Genomic DNA, 19,330 nt, shown 5'->3' with positions numbered 1-19,330 from the left:
AAAGTATATGATTTTTTTAAATTTCCATTTTTTGATTGACTTTAATTGTATTGTTTTAAGTTTTGCGAAAGAATTTTTTTAATGGTTTCGATTAATTTTTTGGGTTGCGTAACTTTTATTTGATGGTTGTGCGAAAGAAGTTCGGCAACCAATTCGGTAGTTGGAATTAGCTGTAAATTTATAATGGTTTTACCGTTTATAATTTCGGTTTTTTGCGAGGGATGAATGGGCAACGTACTAAAATATTTTCCATATTCTATTGATGTTTCAATGGTTACATGTACTTTTTCGGCAAAGCCATCTAAAGGCTTGGTGGTTACACCTAAAAAATCGGTAAAATGATTGGCTACGTTTATGGGGTTATTTAAAACAAAAGTTGTAGTTGCTTCGCATTGGTACATACGGTCTAACGCAAATGTTTTTAATTGATTAATTTTTAAACCGTTTTGCAATTCATAACCAACCACATACCAACGATTTTTACTTTCTTTAAGCGCTAAAGGCATTAATTTTCTACGATTGCTTTTGTACTGATCAAACTTTTGATAATGAAATTCTAAATGTTTTTTTAAGCAAATGGCATTTTTTATACAATTGTAATTTTCTAAACCAGTTGCTGTACGTTCTTCTAACAATATAAAATTACTTTCGGCAACATCTTGTGCTATGTGTAACATTTTAAGGCTTTCTAATGTAAACAACTGACTGTTTTTTAGTGAGTTTTCAGTACTATTCTCGTCTAAAACATACTTTTTCTTTATTTTATTAAATGTAATTTTAATTTTTAACGATGATTCAATATCTTTTAAATCGCGTTGAAATGTACGCAATGAAATACTTTGATTTTCATCTGTAAATGTACTTTTTAAGTGTTCGTTAACTTCTTCAAAACTTAAACCGTTTGTACTATGTAATTGAAAAAGTTCAACAATACGGGTTAATCTGCTTATTAAATTGTGTTTACTTGCCATAATATTATTCAAAAGTATTTTTAAAAAGTTCTTCTATTGCTTGTATTCCAAAAAGATTAATGTTGCGGGTGCCAATACCTGCAAAATGGTAAGCGGTAATTTTTGGCTTTTGAGTTAATGTTTTAAAATTTAACGCATATGCATCCCAAAAAAACCATTGCGCCGTTTGCTGATTATACACAAAAACTTTTTTATTATTATTAATTGCCATTTGCACCGCCCAAGCCGTTCCGCCTTTAATTTGCAGCCTGTTTTGTACCATTTTTAAATTGGTTACTGCAAAAACTTCGTTTGCATATTTTACTTGAAACCAATTGCGAGCCAATAATTTTAAATACGCATTTATTTTGGTACGCTTTAAAATTTCATTAGCCTTTAAAACTTGTATAACTCCTTCTTTAAATTCATCAACTGTTAACTCATATTTATTTTCTGAACTATGAAAATTAGTTTTATAAGAATACGCAACAACCTGTACTTGAAATTTCTTTGCAAAAAATTCAAAATACGAATCGGCCCCTTCTGCACCACCAGAATGACATGTGTAATGATTAACAGTTTTCATAAACGTAAATATACAATTAAATAGCGACACTAAATGACGTGTTAAAAACAATTAATTTTAACTGCCAACTTGTCATATAATTAATTAAAATTGTATCTTTGCAAATTGATTAGTACACGATTGTGAATTTATGGAAAAGGTTATTGAAGAACAAAAACAAGGTACAAGCTTGGTTTTAGATCAACAAAAAAATAATACTAAAAAATTATTTATAGAAAGTTACGGTTGCCAGATGAATTTTTCTGACAGCGAAATTGTAGCTTCAATTTTAGCAAACGAAGGGTACAACACCACGCAAAACTTAGAAGAAGCTGATTTAGTTTTAGTTAACACTTGTTCTATACGCGATAAGGCCGAACAAACCGTTCGCAAACGTTTAGAGCAGTACAACGCAGTAAAAAAAATTAATCCAGCTATGAAAGTTGGTGTGTTGGGTTGTATGGCCGAACGCCTTAAAAGCAAATTTTTAGAAGAAGAAAAAATTGTGGATATGGTTGTAGGTCCCGATGCTTATAAAGACATCCCTAATTTGTTAAAAGATGTAGATGAAGGTCGCGATGCTATTAACGTAATTCTTTCTAAAGATGAAACATATGGCGATATTGCTCCGGTGCGTTTAAACACAAATGGCGTTACTGCCTTTGTATCTATTACACGTGGTTGCGACAACATGTGTACTTTTTGTGTTGTACCATTTACACGCGGGCGTGAACGCAGCCGCGAACCAAAAAGTATCATGGAAGAAATTAAAGACTTACATGAACGCGGTTTTAAAGAAATTACCTTGTTAGGCCAAAACGTAGATTCGTATTTATGGTACGGTGGCGGTTTAAAGAAAGATTACGAAAAAGCAACCGAAATGCAAAAAGCAACTGCGGTAGATTTTGCACAATTGTTAGATATGTGCGCAACTGCTTACCCAAAAATGCGTTTCCGTTTTTCTACATCAAACCCGCAAGATATGCACGATGAAGTAATTCATGTTATGGCTAAACACCACAATATTTGCAAATACATTCACTTGCCCGTACAATCAGGTTCAACACGTATTTTACATGAAATGAACCGTCAACATACCCGTGAAGAATACATGGCGTTGGTTGATAAAATTTATAAAACAATACCCGAAATTTCGTTATCGCAAGATATGATTACTGGATTCCCAACAGAAACCGAAGAAGATCACAAAGACACATTATCGTTAATGGAATATGTTCGTTACGATTTTGGATATATGTTTGCTTATTCAGAACGTCCTGGTACTTTAGCTGCCCGAAAAATGGAAGACGACGTACCTGAAGCTGTTAAAAAACGTAGATTACAAGAAATAGTAGACTTGCAACAACGCATTGCTATGGAACGCACCAAACGATTTGTAGGACAAACAGTTGAAGTGTTAATCGAAAAAACATCTAAACGATCTGACGCCCATTGGTCTGGCCGAAATTCACAAAATACAACCGTAGTTTTCCCTAAAGAAAATTATAACGTAGGCGATTTTGTTATGGTGAAGATTGCAGATTGCACATCGGCAACTTTAATTGGTGAAGCAGTTGGATATTCTGATATGCAGTAGTTTTTAGTTTTTTTGTTTCAAGTTTAAGGATGTTTTAGAAAAGTCTCACCTATAACAAACTTGAAACATTAAACAAGTAACAAGCAAAAAGAAAATTTTAAACAAAAACTATGGAAAACGTTCAAAGCATAAAACAACGTTTTGAAATTATTGGTAACGATATTAAATTAAACCGTGCACTTGAGAAAGCAATTCAAGTTGCACCTACCGATATTTCTGTATTAGTTACAGGCGAAAGCGGCGTTGGTAAAGAAAGTATTCCTAAAATTATACATGCACTATCGCATCGCAAACACGGCAAATACATTGCTGTTAACTGCGGTGCAATACCAGAAGGAACAATAGATTCTGAATTATTTGGTCACGAAAAAGGCGCCTTCACCGGTGCTGTTAACAGCCGTGAAGGGTATTTTGAAGTAGCCAATGGCGGAACCATTTTTTTAGACGAAGTAGGTGAATTACCCTTAACAACACAAGTACGATTATTACGTGTTTTAGAAAATGGTGAATTTATAAAAGTAGGTTCATCAAAAGTACAAAAAACCGATGTTCGCATTGTTGCCGCTACAAATGTTAAAATGTTCGAAGCTATTGAAAAAGGTAAATTTCGCGAAGATTTATACTACCGCTTAAGCACTGTTGAAATAAATTTACCTCCATTGCGCGAGCGTGGCGATGATATTCATCTATTATTTCGTAAATTCTCATCGGATTTTGCGCATAAATACAAAATGCCTCCTATTAAATTAACACCCGATGCGGCTAATTATTTAATTCATTACAGATGGAGTGGAAATATTAGACAATTGCGCAACATTGCCGAACAAATTTCGGTGATTGAAACCAACCGTGAAATCGATTTAAAAACCATTCAATCGTATTTACCGCAACGCAACGCTCAACTGCCTTCGCTTATCGAAACTAAAAAAGCCGAAAGTGATTTTAGCAACGAACGTGAAATTTTATACAAGGTTTTATTTGATATGAAAGCCGATTTAACCGATTTAAAAAAACTAACGTTAGAATTAATGAACAACAGCAATTCTAGCCAAGTGCAAGAATCGAACAAATCACTCATACAACGCATTTACGGGCAAAACGACGAAACAGTAATCAACCCAAACAATCGTTCCATTCCATTAACAGAGCACGCATCAAGCCCAACAAACAACAACCAAGAAGTTTTAGATGATGATGACGAGCAAGATTATTTAATTGCCGAAACGGTTGATGACGAAGAAACGCTTAAATTAGAAGAAAAAGAAATTCAACTAATAAAAAAAGCATTAGAACGCAACAGCGGAAAACGCAAAGCTGCCGCCGATGAGTTAGGTATTTCGGAACGAACCTTGTATCGAAAAATAAAACAATACGATTTGTAAAAAAACAAATAGTTTTAAAAAGGCCAAGTTATAAAGTACATCGCATGAAAAAACATCACATACTATACAAATTTACCGCATTCCTTTTTTGTTTGATTTTATCAAGTTGCGGCGCGTATAATTTTACGGGAACCGGAAAAATTGATGCCGAAACCTTTCAAGTAAATTACTTTTTAAACAATGCCGAATTGGTTGAACCTGGTATTGAACGTACCTTTACCATTCAATTACAAGATTTATTGGTAAACCAAACCAGTTTAAACATGACAAACAGTAATGCCGATTTGGTTTACGAAGGCGAAATTACACAATACCGTGTGTCGCCCATGACAGCAACTGCCGACCAAACTGCCGCACAAAACCGTTTGTATATAGCTATAAATGTGCGTTTTACTAACAAAAGAAATCCGCAAGACGATTTTGAGAAAACCTTTTCGCATTTTTACGATTTCCCAGCTAATGAACAGCTTATTGGCCCACGTTTAAGCACCGCTTTAAACGAAATTTACGAACGTATAACGCAAGATGTATTTAACGCATCTTTAGCAAAATGGTAAGCCTATGAATGCACAACAATACGTACAGTGGTTAAACAACCCTTACCAACTAAGCAGTGAACAAGCAGCAATGCTACAAAATATTGTAAATCAATACCCTTATTTACAATCGGCCAGAGCCCTGTATTTAAAAACATTGCACCAACAACGCAGCTTTTTATACAATAACGAATTAAAAAAAACCGCTGCCTACACAACTGATCGCGATGTGTTGTTTGATTATATCATTTCGGATGAATTTATAGCTTACAAACCATTGCAAATTGAAGATGTAACGGTGGTTGATGTTGATTATATTGAATTTAAAAAACCCGAACCTACTTTAGACGAAAATATTGAAAAAAGACTTTTAAACACATTGGTTTATATAGAAAACCAAGAAAAGGAAACTGGTTTAATTCAAAAAATAGATCAAATATCTAAATCTAAATCCGAAGCAAAACAAGAAAAAAACCAAGCTGTTGTTGCTAACAACTCACTTGAACAACTTGAAGAAAAGTTAGAAGTAGGCACGCCTTTAGATTTCTCTGAAAACGATAAATTTTCGTTTAATGAATGGTTAAAATTAACATCTCCAAACGCAATTCAACAGGAAAACGAAGAAGATTTAAACAAAAATCAACCAAAAACAACTTTACAAAACAAAGAAATTTTAGAAAATAATACAGAAGAAACAATTCCTAACAAACAAAAAAAAATGGAATTGATTGACCGTTTTATAGAGGCAAATCCAAAAATAACACCAAGCAAAACGGCCGTTACACCTGCAATAAACCTTGATCGCAACGAAGAAGAAGAACCTTATTACATGACTGAAACGTTGGCGCGGATTTACTTAGAACAAAAAAAATATCAAAAAGCCATACAAGCTTATGAAATTTTAATTTTGAAATATCCAGAAAAAAGTAGTTTATTTGCAAATCGAATTTCCGATATAAAAAAATTACAAGAATTCAATAATATATAAAACAAATAAATATGTTTACAGTTTTTTTAGTGTTAATAACAATTGTTGCAGTACTTTTAATAATCGTAATTATGATTCAAAACCCTAAAGGTGGTGGTTTAGATTCATCGTTAGGTGGTTCAACATCGGTTGGTGGGGTACAAAACACCAACAAATTTTTAGATAAAAGTACATGGACTTTAGCAGTTGCTTTAGTGGTTTTAATTTTAGTATCTAGTTTAAGCTTTAATTCAGGCTATTCTAACGAATCTAAAATTTTAGATCCAAACACGGTAGCTCCACAACCAACAGCTTTACCTAATGCAGCGGCACCAGCACAACAACCTGCACAAAATACAGCGGCACAACCTGCAACACAAAACAGTCAGGCACAACCCGCAAAATAATACAAACCACTTAAAAATGCCAGCTTGTCATAAGCTGGCATTTTTTTTATGTCAAAATATCATTTTTCATCGTTGGCACACTTTTGGTCAGCATAAAATCAAAAAATAAATATTCTTAAAATTTAAATTAAAATAGTATGGCATTAAACATGAAACCGTTGGCAGACCGCGTTATTATTGAACCGGCTGCAGCTGAGACTCAAACTGCTTCAGGAATCATTATTCCAGACACTGCAAAAGAAAAACCTCAAAAAGGAACTGTTGTTGCTACAGGAAATGGCAAAAAAGACGAGCCACTAACTGTGAAAGTAGGTGATACTGTTTTATATGGCAAATATGCTGGCACCGAATTAAAATTTGAAGGTAAAGACTACCTAATCATGCGCGAAGAAGATATTTTCGCAATTATATAAGTTTCAAGTTATTCCTGTAACAACTTTAAACAATATTAAACATTAAACAATTTAAACATTAAAAAAAATTATGGCAAAAGATATTAAATTCGATATTGAAGCACGCGACGGTTTAAAACGCGGTGTTGATGCATTAGCTAATGCAGTTAAAGTAACTTTAGGTCCTAAAGGGCGTAACGTAATTATTTCTAAATCTTTTGGTGCACCACACGTTACTAAAGACGGTGTTTCGGTTGCTAAAGAAGTTGAATTGGCAGACACTTTAGAAAACATGGGCGCGCAAATGGTAAAAGAAGTAGCGTCTAAAACCAACGATTTAGCGGGTGATGGTACTACTACTGCAACCGTTTTAGCACAAGCTATTGTAAAAGAAGGATTAAAAAACGTTGCCGCAGGTGCTAACCCTATGGATTTAAAACGCGGTATTGATAAAGCCGTTGATGCTATTGTGAAAGATTTAGCTTCGCAAGCGCAAGAAGTAGGTTCTACTACCGATAAAATTAAACAAGTTGCTTCTATTTCTGCAAATAACGACGAAGTTATTGGTGAATTAATTGCCGAAGCTTTTGGTAAAGTGGGTAAAGAAGGGGTAATTACTGTTGAAGAAGCTAAAGGTACCGATACGTATGTTGATGTGGTAGAAGGTATGCAGTTTGACAGAGGATACTTATCGCCTTATTTTGTGACCAACCCAGAAAAAATGGAAACAGAATTTGAAAATCCGTACATTTTATTATACGATAAAAAAATATCTTCATTAAAAGAATTATTACCGGTTTTAGAACCAGTGGCACAATCAGGTAAAGCATTATTAATTATTGCCGAAGATGTTGATGGCGAAGCTTTATCTACCCTAGTAGTTAACAAATTACGCGGTGCATTAAAAATTGCTGCTGTAAAAGCGCCAGGTTTTGGTGACCGTAGAAAAGCTATGTTAGAAGACATTGCTATTTTAACAGGTGGAACTGTTATTGCAGAAGAAAGCGGTTACACATTAGAAAACGCTACTTTAGAAATGTTAGGAACTGCTGAACGCGTTTCTATTGATAAAGACAATACTACCATTGTTAACGGCGCAGGTAATTCTGACTTGATTAAAAACAGAGTAAACCAAATTAAAGCGCAAATGGAAACTACTACATCTGACTACGATCGTGAAAAATTACAAGAACGTTTGGCTAAATTAGCTGGAGGTGTAGCGGTATTGTATGTTGGCGCAGCTTCGGAAGTTGAAATGAAAGAGAAAAAAGACCGTGTAGACGACGCTTTACACGCAACACGTGCCGCTGTTGAAGAAGGTATTGTTGCAGGTGGTGGTGTTGCTTTACTACGTGCTAAAAATGCATTGGGTACTGTTGATGCATTAAATGCCGATGAAAAAACAGGTATTCAAATTGTTTCGCGCGCTATTGAATCGCCTTTAAGAACCATTGTTGAAAACGCTGGTTTAGAAGGTTCGGTAATTGTAGCAAAAGTAGGCGAAGGTACTGGTAACTTTGGTTACAACGCTAAAACCGATGAGTACGTTGATATGCTTGCTGCAGGTATCATTGATCCTAAAAAAGTAACGCGCGTAGCTTTAGAAAACGCTGCTTCGGTTGCAGGTATGATCTTAACTACAGAATGTGCTTTAGTTGATATTAAAGAAGAAGGTGCCAACCAAATGCCTATGGGCGGCGGTATGCCAGGTATGATGTAATACTTTTTAAACAATCATAAAAAGAAATCCGATTCAAACGAATCGGATTTCTTTTTTTACCTACCACCCTTTTACACACATGTATTTGTTTGGGTAATACTTTTTATAAATGCAAGCGGACTATTACCTGTTTCGGTTTTAAACTGGCTGCTAAATGCCTTGGCGTTTGAAAAACCGTAGCTATTAGCTAATTCTTGCAATGTTTTACCGCAAAGTGTTTTATCGTTTTTTAAATCTTTCATTACTTCGGCCACACGCAATTTACTTAAATAGGCATTGTAACCGCCTTTGTGGGTGTTTAAAAAGTTTGAAAGCGTGGTGCGGTTGGTACCAAATTGCAAAGCCAATTCCTCTAAAGTAATGGTTTGTTTAAATTGCTTTTCGTTTTCAAAAACACGCAACTGTTCAAACAAACGTTGCTCTGTGGCGGTTAGCTTTGGGGGCAATTGTGCTTTTGTATTTGCTTTATCTGTTAAAACAGCAGTGTTTTGTAAATCTTGTATACTAAATGCGTTACTTACAACAGTAGTTGCAATACTGGCCGGTGTTTCTTGTTTTATTGGTAACGATGAAACTAAATGAGTTTGCGGTTGTTTTTTGCGTTTTAAAAACCAAAAAACAGTCGTGCCAAACAAAAGCAATGTCAACGCCCCTACTCCTATAAAACGCAATTTATAAGCTTGCATTTGGTTTTGCAGATTGTTCTTATCGGCTTGTAATTGTTGGGTTTCTAACTGGTAATGCAATACATCACCAATGTGCTGTTGTTCTTTTTCAAACTGTTGGTTTAGTGCAATTAAACGTTCTGTAGTTTCTAATAACGCTTCGTTTTGGTGGGTTTCTTTGTAATACGTACGCAAATAAGTATAAGTCTCGCGCAATTCAAAATTTAAAAACTTATGGTGCTTAAACAAACTATCTACTTTAGTAAAGTAAGCAACAGCTTGTTCCTTTTGTCCTTGTTGCCATTTTATTTTGCCCAAATACATATAAATAATATGTTCGTTAGCCAAATCGTTGTTCTTTTTAATTTCGGGCAAGGCACTTTCAAAAAACAACTGTGCTTGGTTATAAGCTTTGTTTAAATAGGCGTTTCCACCCTTTAAAAAATTCAAATAAGCTGCTTCAAATTTTTCATCTTCGGGTTTAAGCCTAGGCAGCGCTTCATTACTGGCATGAATAGTTTGTTGTAGTTGTTTTACATCTTCTAACATCCAATAACATTTCCCTAAATTGTATAAACTGCACATATACCCTTGCAAGTGTTTGTAACTGTGTACTTTTTTATAATAGGTATTGGCTAACAAAAAATAATCTTTTGCCTTTTGGTAATATTGCGTATGGTAGTATATATTGCCTATATCTACTCGTGCAGAATTTAAATTATATAAATTATTAATTTTTGCATTAAACTTTTCGGCTTGTATGGCATAATCCAATGCTTCTTTAAAATGGCGATTAGAATAGTACAAAATAGTATTTCTTATCAAAAAATCTCCCCACAAACTATCGTTTTTTAAATTTTGTGCCAAAGGATTCATTTTGTGTAATAACAAAACAGCTTCGTTAAAAGGCAATAAAAAAGTTTTCTTTTTAAGTGCTTTATACTCTTCTAATTTGTTTTTTTTGCGTTGCGCTTTTTCAATATAGCGGTCTAACAAATCTAATTTTTGCTGATTAGTTAGTGTATCAACACTCAGTTGTTCCCAGCTTTTTTTAAAGGCAGGGTCTAGTGTTTGTGTATTGGCACTAAAAGGCAAGGTAAAAAAGATACACCAAATAATTACAAATACTATTCTTTTTGGCAAAATCATCAATTTTAAAATTGGTTATCAACCAAATTTACAAAAAAAAACATCACGTACACATCTTCAATAAACCATTAAAAACAAGCTATTTAAACAACATCACATTACAAATCAATAGGCAAAAAGGTACATTCTGTAAAGTTTTTACCTTTTTGCCCTTCGTTTTTTTTAAAATCTGCCAAATTAGTAAAACAACAATATGCTACCCGGGCAGCACCATTTAAAAATTCGAAAACAATGAAAAATTTTTTTTTATGGGCTGTAGCAATTTCAGCTTTATGTAGTTCATGCGAAAATGCCGATGAACAATTAGTAGAAAACAACAATTCGTTACGCACAAAAACAACTGTACAATCACGTACGGTTAACGCCTTTATTGTATATACAAATGTAGTAAACAGTTTTATATACAATTACAACGAAACACATGACACTAATTTAATACGCTATCAAAACCATGTAAACAATATAGTACCAAGTGGTAGTGGTACAGAAGTTATTGATTTTACCCAATTATATGTACTTGAAAACGCTAACAACAGTATAATTGAACAATTTAACTATACTACAGAAACTAAAACTGCCATTATTGCCATACTTAACAACACTTTTACTACAGATATGTTGGCAACAATAACCAATTCGCAAGAGTATGATTTAGTGAATACTTTATATGCAATTCAACAGGAAGGAAATGGTAATAACGATGATTATTGGAAACAAAAAAGATCCATAGCTTTTGCGTATGGTGCGCAATACAATCTTACAAAAGCCATTCTATATGCAGGTGCTGTAGATTTAAAAAAGCACACGTTTTAAACATGTACTAAAAGTTGTTTTTTCTCATACAAACTTGGTACAACAGCATTTAAACGTTGTTTTCGAAGGTCGGTAGTCCGGAATACCGGTTTTCGAAACAATATAAAAGCAGGCAACTAACAAAACTCAAAATAGTTAAAACAATTTAAAACCTTTTAAAACTTTAAAACATGGCAATTAAATACAAATTAATAGAAAAAGGCGAGCCAGGCGTTGTAGGCGGCGGCACCAAAAAATGGTATGCGAATATTGTTACCGATGGCGAACAAACCATAGACGATTTGGTAAAAGCAATTGAAAAATTTAGTGCCTTAAGCGAAGCCGATATACGCGGAGTAATTATCGCTTTAGAAAACGTAATGCAAGAAGCACTTGCCAACAGCAAAATTGTTCGTTTAGATAAAATAGGCTCGCTGTACCCATCGCTTTCAAGTGAAGGCACTGCAACTGCCGAACAGTTTAATGCCCAAAAACACATTAAAGCAGTAAAAGCAAACTACCGTCCAGGCAAACGCATTTCCGATACCCTAAATGCCGCTACCCTGCAGCGCGTTAAATAGTACTTTATAAACACCTATGTAGTTTTTTTATAAACCACGCGTGGTTTTAGTTAGTTACACGCGTGGTTTTATTAATTATTACACGTGGTTTACTGCTAAACCACACGTGGTTTTTTTTAAACAACTGGTTAAACCAAAGCATTACGTTGGATATTTAATTATGAAGTGTAGATGTATATGCTTTTGGTAAATATCAAAAAACGTAGCCTTACAATGCAAAATACTTAAGACAAATATTAACTCAATTACTTTAATTATGAAGAAAGATTCCTTTCTGCCCCTTATTAGGGGAATGGGCATTATACTGATGTTCCTGCTGTCTTTAGGTATAAAGGCACAAACACCTAATACAGCTGTACTTACCTGGGATCAACAGGTGGGCTGTATAACTTATGATGATGACCCGCAGGATATGCTTGCTGGCGAACAGTATCCTCCTTATACAGGGATTAACTTATCCGAAAATATTTTAGACGGAAGTTGCATTCGCTTTTGTGAAAAATCAAGAGTTACTTTTTCATTAAACGCATCAAATGTTGCGCATGTTGATTGGACTATTTCTGGTGGCGATTTAGATACTGCAACAAATAGCCAAGCTTCTGTTAGTTGGGGCGAAAAAGGAAACGGTAGTATTACCGTTACCATTGTTTACAATGACAACACCGTTAGTACACGCACCTTTTGCGTAGAAAAAATCATCCTACCAAATTCTTTTTTTCAAGTTAAAGGGCCTAATCCTAATCAAACATCATTTGTAGTAAACTCAAACATCAATTTTAAAAACCTTTCAACTGCAAATGGGGGTACTTCTCTAGTTTCGTATGTATGGGATTTTGGTGATGGACAACTTTCAACTGCTTTTGAGCCCGTACATCAATATACTGCACCGGGTAATTATCAGGTGAGACTAACAGTTGCTAACAGCTGTAACTGTACTACAGTTTATTATAAAACACTGTCTATAGATGATCCTCAACCAGGTTGTCCGCGCCCTATTCTTTCATGTATAAGTATGACGTGTGAAGGTAATATAGAAAATTATAGCGTTAACGATCCTTCTGGTGGTACATGGTCGGTTAGTGGCGGAACCATTTTAGGCAGTAATACTGCACCAAATATAGACGTTCGTTGGGATAATATTGATCCTAATACGGGTATGGGGTATTTAACGTATCAATCTAACTGTCATTCTTCTTATTATATATATGAACAAATCCCGGTTATTATAAGTCGAGCAAATATATTAGGTCCGGCTGTGTTTTGCGAAGGTGACCAGCAATTATATACGCTGCCCCAATGGCCAACTACAGAGTTTGAATGGGCGCTTGACGGTGTTTCTGCAGATGATCCTAGTAATAAATTTTTAACGCATACTGCAAATAGAAACGAAATATTAGTGGGCAGTTTGCCGGCAGGTACCTATCAATTAACGGCTAAATACCGCAATACTTTATTACTGGCAGACAATTGCCGTGGTGAAGCACAATTTACAATAACCGTTAACGAAAAACCAGTAATACAAACCAACGACCCTTTAGTGTTTTGCGTAGCACAAACAGTAAATTTTAATGCTGCCTCTGGAAATCCGGTTAATTGGGAGATTTACTTAGGTAGTAATCTGGTACATACAGATCAGGCAGCTACAACTTCGTTTGACTTTGCCGAGGCAGGTACTTATGTAGTAACCGCTGAAATCAACGGCTGCATTGGCGATCCGGTACTTGTAGAAGCTTTATCTATACCCGAGATTACAGGTACTATTACGGGGACACAAACCGTTTGCTTAAACGTGCCTTACACATACACCATTAACGAAAACGATCCAGCGGCTATTTACTCGTGGTCTGTTTCGGGCGGCACTATCATTGGTAGCAATGGCGGATCGCAGGTAGATGTGTTTTTTACAGCACCAAATGGCACGGTAACCGTAGAAAAACAATATTTGCGTAAGGGCGTAATCTGTACCTCGCCAAGCGTTAGCTATTCTGTAACGGAATTGGTATTAAACCCGGCTATTGTAAACAATAATGGTACATCTCCGTTTTGCCCAAGCAGCACTTATACATTTACGGCAGACCTTAACGGGGTAGTACCCGACCATATAGCGTGGGAACTTACCCCTCCTAATTTTGGAAATATCATTGCCGGTGTAAACAGTAACACCGTTACGTTAACTTTAAACGAAGTAAGTAACAACAACACTGCTGGCGTGCTAACACTTACCGTTACCAAATGTGGTGTAGAAGAGATAAGAACCATTAATATTTATTTAAACCCTAAAGTTAACCTAACTATTGGTGCTATTGATGCTATTTGCCCTAGCGACCCTATTGTTGTAAACGTAACTATGAACACCACAGTACCCAACAACCCGGGCACCTATTGGGCATTTGAGTACAATGGAGTACAAGGTACAACAGAGCCTTACGTATCAGGTGCTACTAATTATACATTTACCATACCCCAACTGTTCCCAACAGGTACCAATGCGGTAGCAGGTGTGTTGGCGGTTAAATTAGTTAACCCGTATGGCTGTACAATGAAGGTAGCGGCCTATAAAAGCGTTACCATACTGCCTAAAACTTCGGTAGAAATTTACCAGGTTGCCGGGGGTACACGTCTTTGTTTACCATCATCAGATACAGAACCAATAAAACTTAAATCAACTGTTTCTACAGGGGTAACGGCAGACGGAGTTTATACATGGTATCATGATGATGGTATTATTACTAGTAATTTGAATTATTTAAGTACTAATTCAGAATTAAATTTTGATAGCAATAATTTTCCGGGAGAAGGCAATTACTACGTACAAGTAACCGATATCAACGGCTGTATCATCACCTCAAACAGCATCAATATTTTTGGCTGTTCGGGTGGTGGAGATCCAGGTAACCCAGGCGACGGCAGCCATTGCAACCTTGGTTTTAGCACTACACCAACCCTAACCTATAATTGGATAAGCTGCGATAAAGTTGAAGTAACCGCAAGTTACAGTCAACCTGCAAATATTGACCACGTAAACTGGTCACAATCACAGCCAGGGATTACTTTAGAAACATCTCCTGTACCCACTAATTTTAAAGCAACCTATAAAATAACCCGTGCAGGTATTCACAACATTCATGTAACGGCTTACTATGACGATTGTGACCATGGGTTCTCAAGAGATATAAAAGTTGAAAGAAATTACGAGCCTATACTACGCTATGCCGTAACCTGTGGTGCCAATGGCAACTATACCATAGCACTTAAAAACAACACCAAGTTGTTTGACCGTTCTGTTAATGCTAACAACATTGAATATTTTGATATTTCTAGCGGTATCCCTGTTTCGGTAGGCACAGGGCAAACAGTTACGCTTAACAAAACAGCGGGTACTTATACATACAGAATGGTTTTAAGTGGTACTACCCCAACCAATATATCTGTTTGCCAGCCCGAAGTGACGATTGTAATCGACAATCCGCCAAGTACCAACGTGGTTACGCCTGCGCAAAATAGTACCTATTGTGCCGAAGAACCTATCTTGGTGAGCATACCCGGTGGGTATAACAACAATTACCGTTACGAATGGCATTTTAACGGCACTCAATATGTAGCAACAGCGGCAAGCAGTTACATCAACATAACCGATTCGGGAACGCATACTATTACCTTAAAAATCATTAACAATCATGGCTGTGAGTTTGTATCTGCACCTATAAGCGTAACGATTAACAAAGCAGCATTTGATGGTGGGATTGATCCGGCTGATCCGGACTTTTGTGAAACCGATGCCCTACCATTGAAATATGAACTATCAAATCCGGTGAGCCCATCAAACCCGGCACCCACTTCTATCACCTGGATGCGCGACGATCAGGTGGTACATACAGGCACCACCTATCTGCCTACCCAAAGTGGCAGCTACTGGGCGGTACTAACCGATGCCAACGGCTGTAAAGACTATAGCTTGGTGAAATCACCCGTGCTCTACACATTGCGCAAACCGCCGTTTGCAAGTGTTAATGGCAACACCAACGTGTGTTATGGCGAAAGTACCACCTTGGTGGGTATTTATACCGATCCAACTGCGCAACACCGTTGGACATTGAACGGCAACCCGATTGCAGGGCCTCTAGGTAATTGGGTAAGCGGTGCAAATAATTTAGATATTACGCATAATGGCACCACCCCGGGCACTTATACCTATGCCTTTGAAACCCGTCGCAGCTCTGGCGATACCGATTGTATCGGCAAGTTTGAAGCAGTGGTGGTGGTGCATCCACCAGTAGATCCGTTGTTTATAGATATATCGTTTACATGTTTTCTAAATCCACCAGTACAGCGTTATATCACGTTAACAGCTATGGGGGGGGCACCTGGTGGCGCCTATAGTTGGAGTAATGGGAAGAATACAGCAAGCATTACAGTCTTCGATGGGGGCGTATATACCCTTACCTACACTGCGCCAAACGGCTGTACTGCAACAAGCACTGTGAATATTCCAAAATATCCAGACAATGTATTGTGGGTAGTACCAAAAGGTTGTTATCAAATTTGTAGCAGTAGTAATGCGTACTTGTTAGGACCTTTAGGAAACTATGAATGGTACCAGTGGTTTAAAAATAGCGCTATCTATTTACAGGGTAGCAATATAATTCCACCGATATATGTAACACAATCAGGTAGTTATCGTTTAAGGATTTTTCAAAACGGTTGTTGGTATTATTCCGATGCTCCGCAAATCACCGTACTTGCTTGCCGTCCGGGAGCAAGTTCTGGCACAGGTTCAAACTCAGCTACAGAAACCCCAACTATTAGTGCACCTAACGCTACAGTAGTTAACAATACAACAAGTTTTATGTTGTTACCCAACCCTGCGGTTGATGTAGCCACGGTACAATACGACACCGGCACTCAAAACGCCACTGCTGTAACAGTGTACAACCTGAATGGCGCACAAGTATTACAACAGCAACTCAACGGCACCAAAGGGGAAGTGCAGTTAAACGTAAGTCAGTTAGCAGCAGGCACCTATATGGTACGCCTACAAGCAGGCAATACCGTACTGGCACAACAAAAATTAATTAAAAAGTAAGCTATATGGTCTTAGAGTCATAAAGTCAAACGACTTACGGTCACTGAGCCTGAGGTCACTGAGCCTGTCGAAGTGCCGAAGTGCCCAAGCACAAACCATAAGCAAACTCCAACGGTGTTTAAAACACTGTTGGAGTTATTTTACTTTATTTTTAGTATTTTTATATGTCACTTCGAGCGAAGTCGAGAAGTCAGTACAACAAAAACAAATTACCAAACCCAAAAATAAACCAACCTAAAACAAAAGAAATAACCAAAACCAAATAACGATACAGTTTTTCATCCCAAGGCAACGAGGGATCTCAACAACTCAACAGATCAACGATTAAACAATATAACTATGAAAAATAAACTACAACAACACACAGTTTGTCATGCTGAACTTGATTCAGCATCTCATCCGACTTGTCACTCCGAAGGAGTCTCAATAAACAAAACACCTACTTTCCAAATTTCCAAATTCTCTAATTTTAAAATATTCTCTTTCCTCTTTATTCTTTCCTCTTTATTCTCCACCGCCCAACCCTACCAATGGCAATGGGCAATCAAAGGAGGCAGTAGCGGCGCAGGCGTGTCTAGTGGGGGGTGGCACATTTATGCAGAGCAAATTTATGATATTGCCATAGACAACAACAACAATTACTATTTTGTTGCCAGCATAGCCGGTAGCAACCCACAATTAAACGGGCAATCGGTAATAGTATATAACAACATCGCTACCAACAACGATATCTTTTTATTTTCAACCACCTGCGATGGACAAGTGCGCTGGAGTCAGGCAATTGGGGGGGGGGCAGCTTTTGATAGAGCTTTTAAAATAGCATTAGACAGCAATAACAATATATATGTAGGGGCAAGTGTAATGCATGGTTCTGTTAATTATCCGGTACATTTCAGCACTACCGAAGCCCTACCCGGACCCCCTGCTACACCCACTACCGTAAGTGATTATTATAAAACTACCTTTTTGGCAAAATACGATACCAACGGGCAGTTTATATGGAAACGGGCCTTACAGGGAGATGTATCAGATGTAACAGATGATTCATCATTAAGCGATATTGTAATCGACAGTAACGATAACATACATTTTATAGTAGGGCTGTTATACGGTACCCATTTAAACAACACCGTAACGGTACCCTCGCAATATAATGCACTAGACAAGTTAAAATATTATTTGGTGCGTTACAACAGCAGCGGGCAGTTGTTGGGTAGTATGGCATTGCCTTTAGATTATGGTTCTCAATTGGTAGATTCTTATAGTAGCTTTAGGTTAGACGAAACTAATAATCGCTATTATATTGCAGGGTTTCGTTCAGAAGGTGGTTTCAATACCCCTATTCCATTAAGTTATGGTGGTACGGCATTTACCAAAGTTTCGTATATATTGGCAATAAATGCGAGTAACGGCAATGAAATCTGGCGCCGTGAAATCGATGGTTCTTTAGACGGTAACAGTATAAATGATTTGGTATTAGATAACGCCAACGGCGACATTTATATAGGCGGTAAAATAAACAGAAAAAGCGGTACCGTTATAAAAATAATTAATTCTAAAAATCCAACTCTAAACCCGTATAGTTTTAGTCTTTCAGTAAATGGCAACATGCCTTTTATTGCCAAGTTAAACAGCAGCGGTACGGTGCAATGGGCACGCACACCCAGTGGTTATAACCTCCCCACAGCAGACACCAGACAATACTACGGTTATGGCTTAGCATTGCGTAATAATGCCAACGAAGTGGCATTTGCTACTATGGGCAGCAATACCATTTGGGACGGCTTTAGTATCAACCGCCCACAAGGTCACGAAAGCGACCCGCTACTCATGCGTTTTAACAAACAAACGGGTGCGGTAATTGGTATGCACGATATTCAAGGTAGTACAGGTAACAACCACCTGCTCACAGCCGTAGCTGTAGATAACGACGGCAACTATGTAGTAGGCGGTGGCTATCAAGGCAGTTTGTTTACAAGTGGTAGCACTGTAAATACGTTAGGTAGTATTGGTTATTATGATTTTTTTGTAGCAAAGCTTGGAGCAAGTACCTGCGGTACAGCAGTAAGCACCGATAAGTTTAACAACATAAAGGTAAACTTGTACCCTAACCCAACTACCGATATTGTAAATATAGAAACCCCAGAAACCCTACAAAACTATGAGGTGTACAACGTATTGGGGCAGCAAATACAACAAGGCAACTTTAACAGTAATAACCAAATAAACCTACACGGTGCCACAGCCGGTACGTATTTTATAAAAGTTACCACTACCCAAGGCAGCACCGCTACAGTAAAGGTTGTTAAGAAGTAGGTTTTATTGTTAAAAAGTGAAATGGTTATAAAGTTATAATATGTAAATAAACAAACTCCGATAGTGTTTCAAGACTTTCGGAGTTATTCTGCTTTTAACACCTTTTTTATTATTTTTATACTATTCCTTGTCATCCCGAGGCAACGAGGGATCTCAACAATTAAACAAATCAACGATTCAACAACATACATAACTATGAAAAATAAACTACACACCATGCTTGGGCAC

Annotated in this window: 14 protein-coding genes; 11 read left to right on the top strand and 3 right to left on the bottom strand. The window is 36.9% G+C overall.

All coding sequences use genetic code 11. From position 1 onward, the window contains the following. Nucleotides 1-41: 41 nt before the first annotated feature. Complete coding sequence (locus P3875_RS11030; RefSeq protein WP_303444017.1) at nt 42-971, bottom strand: helix-turn-helix transcriptional regulator; 930 nt, start codon at nt 969-971, stop codon at nt 42-44. Between the two features lie 4 nt (nt 972-975). Further along, on the bottom strand, nt 976-1,536 hold the full coding sequence (locus P3875_RS11025; RefSeq protein WP_303444016.1) for a hypothetical protein: 561 nt from the start codon (nt 1,534-1,536) through the stop codon (nt 976-978). A gap of 130 nt (nt 1,537-1,666) precedes the next feature. Here P3875_RS11025 and miaB point away from each other — a divergent pair, with 130 nt between their 5' ends. The 7 genes from miaB (at nt 1,667) to groL (ending at nt 8,516) form a co-directional block, all read left to right on the top strand. Next, nucleotides 1,667-3,112 (top strand): tRNA (N6-isopentenyl adenosine(37)-C2)-methylthiotransferase MiaB, encoded by a 1,446-nt coding sequence (gene miaB / locus P3875_RS11020; RefSeq protein ID WP_303444015.1) that lies wholly within the window; start codon nt 1,667-1,669, stop codon nt 3,110-3,112. A 110-nt stretch (nt 3,113-3,222) separates the two neighbouring features. Continuing rightward, entirely contained in the window at nt 3,223-4,494 is a 1,272-nt protein-coding gene (locus tag P3875_RS11015; protein ID WP_303444014.1) for a sigma-54 interaction domain-containing protein, read from the top strand. Nucleotides 4,495-4,538: 44 nt separating this feature from the next. Then, nucleotides 4,539-5,051 carry an LptE family protein gene (locus P3875_RS11010; RefSeq protein WP_303444013.1) on the top strand — a complete coding sequence of 171 codons (513 nt, stop codon included), beginning with the start codon at nt 4,539-4,541 and terminating at the stop codon, nt 5,049-5,051. A gap of 4 nt (nt 5,052-5,055) precedes the next feature. Beyond that, on the top strand, nt 5,056-6,018 hold the full coding sequence (locus tag P3875_RS11005) for a tetratricopeptide repeat protein (RefSeq protein WP_303444012.1): 963 nt from the start codon (nt 5,056-5,058) through the stop codon (nt 6,016-6,018). Nucleotides 6,019-6,023: 5 nt separating this feature from the next. Continuing rightward, nucleotides 6,024-6,404 (top strand): preprotein translocase subunit SecG, encoded by a 381-nt coding sequence (gene secG, locus P3875_RS11000; protein ID WP_303445440.1) that lies wholly within the window; start codon nt 6,024-6,026, stop codon nt 6,402-6,404. Between the two features lie 137 nt (nt 6,405-6,541). Continuing rightward, a complete protein-coding gene (locus P3875_RS10995; protein WP_303444010.1) occupies nt 6,542-6,817 on the top strand; it encodes a co-chaperone GroES in 276 nt (91 codons plus the stop codon). Between the two features lie 70 nt (nt 6,818-6,887). Continuing rightward, nucleotides 6,888-8,516 carry a chaperonin GroEL gene (groL, locus tag P3875_RS10990; RefSeq protein ID WP_303444009.1) on the top strand — a complete coding sequence of 543 codons (1,629 nt, stop codon included), beginning with the start codon at nt 6,888-6,890 and terminating at the stop codon, nt 8,514-8,516. A 71-nt stretch (nt 8,517-8,587) separates the two neighbouring features. On the opposite strand, the gene P3875_RS10985 is transcribed toward groL, so the two are convergent. After that, nucleotides 8,588-10,324: a helix-turn-helix domain-containing protein gene (locus P3875_RS10985; RefSeq protein WP_303444008.1), complete on the bottom strand. Its 1,737-nt coding sequence runs from the start codon at nt 10,322-10,324 to the stop codon at nt 8,588-8,590. Nucleotides 10,325-10,561: 237 nt separating this feature from the next. Between P3875_RS10985 and P3875_RS10980 the strand changes: the two genes are divergently transcribed. The 4 genes from P3875_RS10980 to P3875_RS10965 all read left to right on the top strand — a co-directional run bounded on the left by P3875_RS10980 (nt 10,562) and on the right by P3875_RS10965 (nt 19,102). Further along, nucleotides 10,562-11,143 (top strand): hypothetical protein, encoded by a 582-nt coding sequence (locus tag P3875_RS10980; RefSeq protein ID WP_303444006.1) that lies wholly within the window; start codon nt 10,562-10,564, stop codon nt 11,141-11,143. A 170-nt stretch (nt 11,144-11,313) separates the two neighbouring features. After that, entirely contained in the window at nt 11,314-11,703 is a 390-nt protein-coding gene (locus P3875_RS10975; RefSeq protein ID WP_303444005.1) for an HU family DNA-binding protein, read from the top strand. 292 nt (nt 11,704-11,995) lie between these two features. Beyond that, nucleotides 11,996-16,786, top strand: coding sequence for a T9SS type A sorting domain-containing protein (locus P3875_RS10970; RefSeq protein ID WP_303444004.1), 4,791 nt, complete (start codon nt 11,996-11,998; stop codon nt 16,784-16,786). A gap of 339 nt (nt 16,787-17,125) precedes the next feature. Continuing rightward, complete coding sequence (locus P3875_RS10965; protein ID WP_303444003.1) at nt 17,126-19,102, top strand: T9SS type A sorting domain-containing protein; 1,977 nt, start codon at nt 17,126-17,128, stop codon at nt 19,100-19,102. The last annotated feature ends 228 nt before the right edge of the window (nt 19,103-19,330 follow it).

This window comes from Myroides sp. JBRI-B21084, from assembly GCF_030545015.1.
Classification (GTDB): domain Bacteria; phylum Bacteroidota; class Bacteroidia; order Flavobacteriales; family Flavobacteriaceae; genus Flavobacterium.
This window is presented reverse-complemented; position numbering and strand designations above follow the sequence as displayed.

What these genes read in the sequence shown, in the direction of transcription:
- P3875_RS11030 (WP_303444017.1), bottom strand. Translation starts at nt 971, where the DNA reads ATGGCAAGTAAACACAATTTAATAAGCAGATTAACCCGTATTGTTGAA.
- P3875_RS11025 (WP_303444016.1), bottom strand. Translation starts at nt 1,536, where the DNA reads ATGAAAACTGTTAATCATTACACATGTCATTCTGGTGGTGCAGAAGGG.
- miaB (WP_303444015.1), top strand. Translation starts at nt 1,667, where the DNA reads ATGGAAAAGGTTATTGAAGAACAAAAACAAGGTACAAGCTTGGTTTTA.
- P3875_RS11015 (WP_303444014.1), top strand. Translation starts at nt 3,223, where the DNA reads ATGGAAAACGTTCAAAGCATAAAACAACGTTTTGAAATTATTGGTAAC.
- P3875_RS11010 (WP_303444013.1), top strand. Translation starts at nt 4,539, where the DNA reads ATGAAAAAACATCACATACTATACAAATTTACCGCATTCCTTTTTTGT.
- P3875_RS11005 (WP_303444012.1), top strand. Translation starts at nt 5,056, where the DNA reads ATGAATGCACAACAATACGTACAGTGGTTAAACAACCCTTACCAACTA.
- P3875_RS10995 (WP_303444010.1), top strand. Translation starts at nt 6,542, where the DNA reads ATGGCATTAAACATGAAACCGTTGGCAGACCGCGTTATTATTGAACCG.
- groL (WP_303444009.1), top strand. Translation starts at nt 6,888, where the DNA reads ATGGCAAAAGATATTAAATTCGATATTGAAGCACGCGACGGTTTAAAA.
- P3875_RS10980 (WP_303444006.1), top strand. Translation starts at nt 10,562, where the DNA reads ATGAAAAATTTTTTTTTATGGGCTGTAGCAATTTCAGCTTTATGTAGT.
- P3875_RS10975 (WP_303444005.1), top strand. Translation starts at nt 11,314, where the DNA reads ATGGCAATTAAATACAAATTAATAGAAAAAGGCGAGCCAGGCGTTGTA.
- P3875_RS10970 (WP_303444004.1), top strand. Translation starts at nt 11,996, where the DNA reads ATGGGCATTATACTGATGTTCCTGCTGTCTTTAGGTATAAAGGCACAA.
- P3875_RS10965 (WP_303444003.1), top strand. Translation starts at nt 17,126, where the DNA reads ATGAAAAATAAACTACAACAACACACAGTTTGTCATGCTGAACTTGAT.